Source organism: Bacteroidia bacterium (assembly GCA_016218155.1).
In the GTDB taxonomy this organism is placed as follows: Bacteria; Bacteroidota; Bacteroidia; order Bacteroidales; family GWA2-32-17; genus GWA2-32-17.
In genome coordinates this window covers 1-4,864 of sequence record JACREQ010000056.1, presented here as the reverse complement: position 1 = coordinate 4,864, position 4,864 = coordinate 1, and the positions used below count along the sequence as shown (strand labels likewise).

Below are 4,864 nucleotides of genomic sequence, written 5' to 3'. Positions count from 1 at the left end.
TATTTTTGGTTCAACATATATGATTGTTTTTGGAGCCTTTTTATTTTTAGTTCCCTTCTTAATGAAAAAACCTTTATGGAGCATTAAGCTTGCAAACTGGACTTTTTTCTTAATCGCAATTGGAACTTTTATAATGTGGTCGGCTGGTTTTATTTCACATTATGCACCATTATATACATTGTACTGGCCTTTACCTGCCGATTTCACACAATTTAGTGCTATTGGCGGAGCTATATTTATATTTGGTATTGCATTAATAATGATTGGTACAATCGCTTATGTTGTAAATATATTTAAAACTATTATGTACACTCCCGATGGTTGGGAAAAACAACCTTCAGGTAAATTACTAGCTTCATCATTAGGATTAAGCGGACTCACGAATTTGTTTTCAAAAAAGAAAAAAGAGCATTTAGTTTCGTTACCTGTAGCAGCAATTGCACGTGGATCTGTTGATACTTTATTAAATGCAGTAATAATTACAGCCACTGGTGTTCTTATTCTTATTTATATGATTGGAGCAATTAGCGGAAATGATTTAAAAACTACTGTAATTGATTCACTTTTATACAAAAACACATTCTGGTGGGGTTTAGATTTAATTGCAGATGGAATGGTATTGATATTTGTTGCAGGCACATGGTATTTATTAGCAACATTAATCACTGGTAAAAAATTATTTATGGAAAACTGGGCAAGAGCTGCTCTCCTTTTAGAATTGGTAGTTTCATGGACAGTTTGGTCGCATCATTTAATGTCAGACCAGGCTCAGCCAGGAGTTTTAAAAGTAGTGTCAGGCGAGATGGTTACTGCATTTGAACTTATTACTCAAGGTTTAGCATTCTTTATAACATTAGTTACATTGTGGAGTGCACGTCCATTAAAAATGACTAATCCACTTAAATTCTTAATCGGTGGATTACTAGGTTTTGCACTTGCAGTTCCTGCTGGTATTTTACAAGCTGATTTAGGTTTAAATAGAATACTTCATAACACACAATGGATAATTGGACCACATGTACACGTTGCAATTTTAGTTGGCTTAACCATGACTTTGTATTCTGCAATTTATTTTTTGTTCCCAATTTTAACAAATGGAGCAAAACTATATAGTCAAAAACTTGCTAATGCTCACTTTTGGTTACATATATTAGGTGGAATAGGAATGGGAGCATTTATGGGTATGGCTGGAATGCATGGAATGTTGCGTAGATCTGTATATTCAAATGGAGAGTTTAATACATATATGGTTTTAGCTGCAATTTGTGGCTCAATGCTTCTTATTGCATTCATCATATTCTTTTATAATATATTAATGAGTGTTGGTGTAAAAGGAGTATTAGGAATATTTTCACCTTCCAAAATAAAGACAAAAGACTTGATTTCAGAAGAAATTAAATAATTCTTAAAAAGGGAAGAGTAATTCTTCCCTTTTTAATTTAATTCTGTGCCATAAGGAGCATCGTTAATAATAATTAGAGCTTTATTCATAATACTTTGTTTTAAGGTTTTTCAATAATTAATCCATAATGATAAGGTTCTAGGATAAATGGTGACTTTGTTATTCTGAATCCATGCTGAATTGCCCATTCAAGACATTGTTCTGGTTTTGGTCTGATTGATAAATCAGGTCCTCTTGGAGTTTCTATATCACTTCGCCAATGTATTATTCCTATTCGACCACCATGAGATAATAGCTCCATAGATTTTGCAAATAACTCTTCAGGTCTGTTATGATGCAGAATATTAAACATCATTATGTAATCTATTGTTCCCTTTGATATACCAGTGTTTTCTTTTAATATATCCTTTTCAAGAAACTCCATATTTGGAGCCAAATTTAAAATAGCTTTTGTTTTGACAATATCAATCATTTTTTTGTCAATATCCAATGCAAAAAAAGTTCCAACAATTCTTTTTGAAGCGGATATTGAGAATGTTCCATAGCCTGAACCAATCTCCAAAACATTGTGTAATGTGTTATTTATTTGCAGCTCATCTAAAATATGTTGAACGTTAAAAAAGGTTGACCACATTTCTTCAACAGGCATTCCGCTTTCCCTGATTCTCATGACATTTTTTTAATAGCTGTAATTACTATGAAATTTCCTGTTCCATATCCTTCTGAAAATTCTTCTGCCTTTTGTGGAGCAATATTGGTAAGGGTTTGTTTGATTGAAAGATGATCGAATCCATTCTCCTTTATCAAAATAATAATTTCTTCAACAGTTCTAAGGTTTGCATTTTTAAAAAACTTATCGTTGGCTTTGTTCTTTTCAATTTCTACTCCTAATGGTGAATTCTTGACTATCATTCCTACAACAATTCTTCCTTTTGGACTAAGAATTCTCCAAACTTCTTTTAAAGTTTTTGGAATATCAGATAGAAAACAAATAACTGTATTCATCAATACTAGATCAAAACTACTATCCAGCAAAGGAATTGATTCACCATAACCATTATAAACAGTTATCCCTCTAGATTCGGCTATTTTGGACATTTTTTTTGATGGCTCAATCCCTGTCTCTATTCCCAATTTCTGTGCAAAACGACCTGAACCAACTCCTACTTCACAAGCATTGCTGAAGGTTCCAATAGAAGCCTTTAAAACATTAAATTCTGTTTCAAATATCACATGGTTGGTATCAAACCAATTATCATATTCCTTAGAAAAAAGGTCAAAAACATTTTCTTGAATCATAATAATGTTTAGAATGTTAACGTTTTATCACATTTTTTAACCATGTCGTACAAATCACTTAACGATGAAATCGGGCAGGTTTTACTTCCCTCTAGATTTCGACTTCTCATGCAAGTTCCACAAGCCAATATTTTTCCTCCATTATTGATAAAATCATTTAACTGAATTAAAACATCAAATTCTTTACTTGCCATCGTAGTAATTTCAACACCTTTACCCAAAAGAAAAATTGAAACAGTATCCTTTTCTCCTAAAGAGTAATTAGCCAGACGTAATGCATTCCATACTGTTTCAGGATCATTTGAAGAAATTACAAGTCCTATTTTTTCGGGCTTATATGAACTGGTTTGGATGTTCCCACCACAACCTACGGTACTCTGGGCAATAATTTGACTTATTGCTAATCCGAAAAACAGGAAGAAAAAAATTACCTTTTTCATAGCTACTTATTTTAGATTTATTATTTTCTGATTTCTTTCAAATTTTCTATTAACACCTCCCTCATAATCTGACAAGCCTTTGCTACTTTAGGAGTAGATAATTTATATAAAGCGATTAACCCTGCTTTTCGCTGAATAAGAATTCCATTTGTAACCATTACGGAAAGATGCTATTTTGTTTTACAATATTTAAATTTTTCTAATTAAAATCAGCCAATTTAGATGCCCATTTTTTCTTTTCATCTTGCGGAAAACTTGCAAGATAATTTTCAGTAACTGCTAGACTACTATGCCCTAAACTCTCAGAAATAAACTCAGTTGATGCACCTGAAGATTTTAATTGAGTAGCAAAACTATGACGAGCCGAATATGTTGTAATATCTATTTCTAATTTGAGAGTTTCTGCAATTCTTCTAAGGTATTTATTAGTTGTTTTTATAGTTTGCCGAACTCTCTCGACTTCTTGTATTATCGACATTCCGGGTTTTAAAATAGGAAAGATATACTGATCTGGTTGTTCAGGTTTATTTCCCCATGTTTTAATAATCTTCTTTATTTCTGGAATTATAACTGCCGAAATTTGCTTTTGATTAGCTCTAGATGTTTGAATAGTTTTTTGCCGTAAGAAAAATATTGAATCACCTTTAACATCTTCATACTTAAGTCTGGCAATATCACGAAGATTAATTCCATTACATAAATAACTAAACACCCAAATATCTTTAGCAAAATGCTCAGCTGATAATCGTTGAGCTTTATACTGATATATTTTTTTAATATCCTCTTTTGAAATTGCTTTTTTCACGTTGACACTCGCTGGAATTTGATATTTATGCTTGCTAAATGGATAATGCTTTTCAGTAATCACATTACGACTTTTTGCAATATTAAATATAGTTCGAAGTGACCTCATATAAATACCTACTGTAGTAATTGATTTATTATCTGACAGCCATTTCTTTTCAAAACTCTTAAGCAAATTAGGAGTAACTTCTGAAAAAAGTAATCGTTTTTTGCCGGTAAATTCTTCAAAAGCAACTTTAGTGCTTCTATAAGTCATGGCAGTATTAATCCTTCCTTCTAAATTTAAAGAATCGATATATTGCTGCAACATTGAAAAAATATCTTTTACATCATTTTTCTTTGAGAAAAATAATTCTTCGAATTCAGTAAAAGAAAATTCTTCCATTGATTCGATTGTTTTATTTGCTCTTTCAAGAACACTAAAGAGCAACCCTTTAGACTGTTTTAGCTGATCATCACGCAGTTTGGGTTGTTTTATTTTTTCCCATTCCTCTTTTGTATATTCAAAATTTATATCATACCTTCGTTTTTGCACCAAATAGTAAACCGTAAGTTTTACTGGGCATTTACCGTTCTTTTTTGTAACTCTTTTGTCAAACAATAAATTAGCTGTTGCTGTGTTCATAATAACATTATGTAAAATTTGCACCAAAATTTGCACCATAAAGGTAGTTATATTAACTTATTTTTGCAAATCAAAAAAAACAATATTTTTATAATTAATTGATTTTATATACTATTACAAAGTTTTGATAAATATCACAAAGTAAAAAATAACGATTCATAATCATGAGGTCGACGGTTCAAGCCCGTCTCTCGCTACAAAATGTTTGTAATTAGTTGATATTATAAATATTTACGTATATTTGTAAAGTTGATTTGAGCAACGTTGAGCAAATTTGATTAATGGTTTAAGGTT

The 4,864-nt window shown here is 31.2% G+C and carries 6 protein-coding genes; 1 reads left to right on the top strand and 5 read right to left on the bottom strand.

The genetic code is table 11. The annotated features are described in order from the left end of the window. On the top strand, window positions 1–1,402 hold a 1,402-nt coding region (locus tag HY951_10495; GenBank protein ID MBI5540476.1), incomplete at its 5' end, for a cbb3-type cytochrome c oxidase subunit I. Window positions 1,403–1,502: 100 nt separating this feature from the next. Here HY951_10495 and HY951_10490 read toward each other — a convergent pair. Genes HY951_10490 through HY951_10470 form a run of 5 tightly spaced genes read right to left on the bottom strand, consistent with a single transcriptional unit; the run spans window position 1,503 to window position 4,609 of the window. Beyond that, window positions 1,503–2,072 (bottom strand): class I SAM-dependent methyltransferase, encoded by a 570-nt coding sequence (locus HY951_10490; GenBank protein MBI5540475.1) that lies wholly within the window; start codon window positions 2,070–2,072, stop codon window positions 1,503–1,505. Then, window positions 2,069–2,701, bottom strand: a complete 633-nt coding sequence (locus tag HY951_10485; GenBank protein MBI5540474.1) for a methyltransferase domain-containing protein — start codon at window positions 2,699–2,701, stop codon at window positions 2,069–2,071. Before HY951_10485 ends, HY951_10490 begins: the two co-directional genes overlap by 4 nt. A gap of 8 nt (window positions 2,702–2,709) precedes the next feature. Continuing rightward, entirely contained in the window at window positions 2,710–3,141 is a 432-nt protein-coding gene (locus tag HY951_10480) for a DsrE family protein (protein MBI5540473.1), read from the bottom strand. A gap of 20 nt (window positions 3,142–3,161) precedes the next feature. After that, window positions 3,162–3,299, bottom strand: a complete 138-nt coding sequence (locus HY951_10475) for a hypothetical protein (GenBank protein ID MBI5540472.1) — start codon at window positions 3,297–3,299, stop codon at window positions 3,162–3,164. Window positions 3,300–3,340: 41 nt separating this feature from the next. After that, the gene (locus tag HY951_10470) at window positions 3,341–4,609 is read right to left on the bottom strand and encodes a site-specific integrase (GenBank protein ID MBI5540471.1); all 1,269 of its coding nucleotides are present in this window, start codon (window positions 4,607–4,609) and stop codon (window positions 3,341–3,343) included. Window positions 4,610–4,864 lie beyond the last annotated feature (255 nt).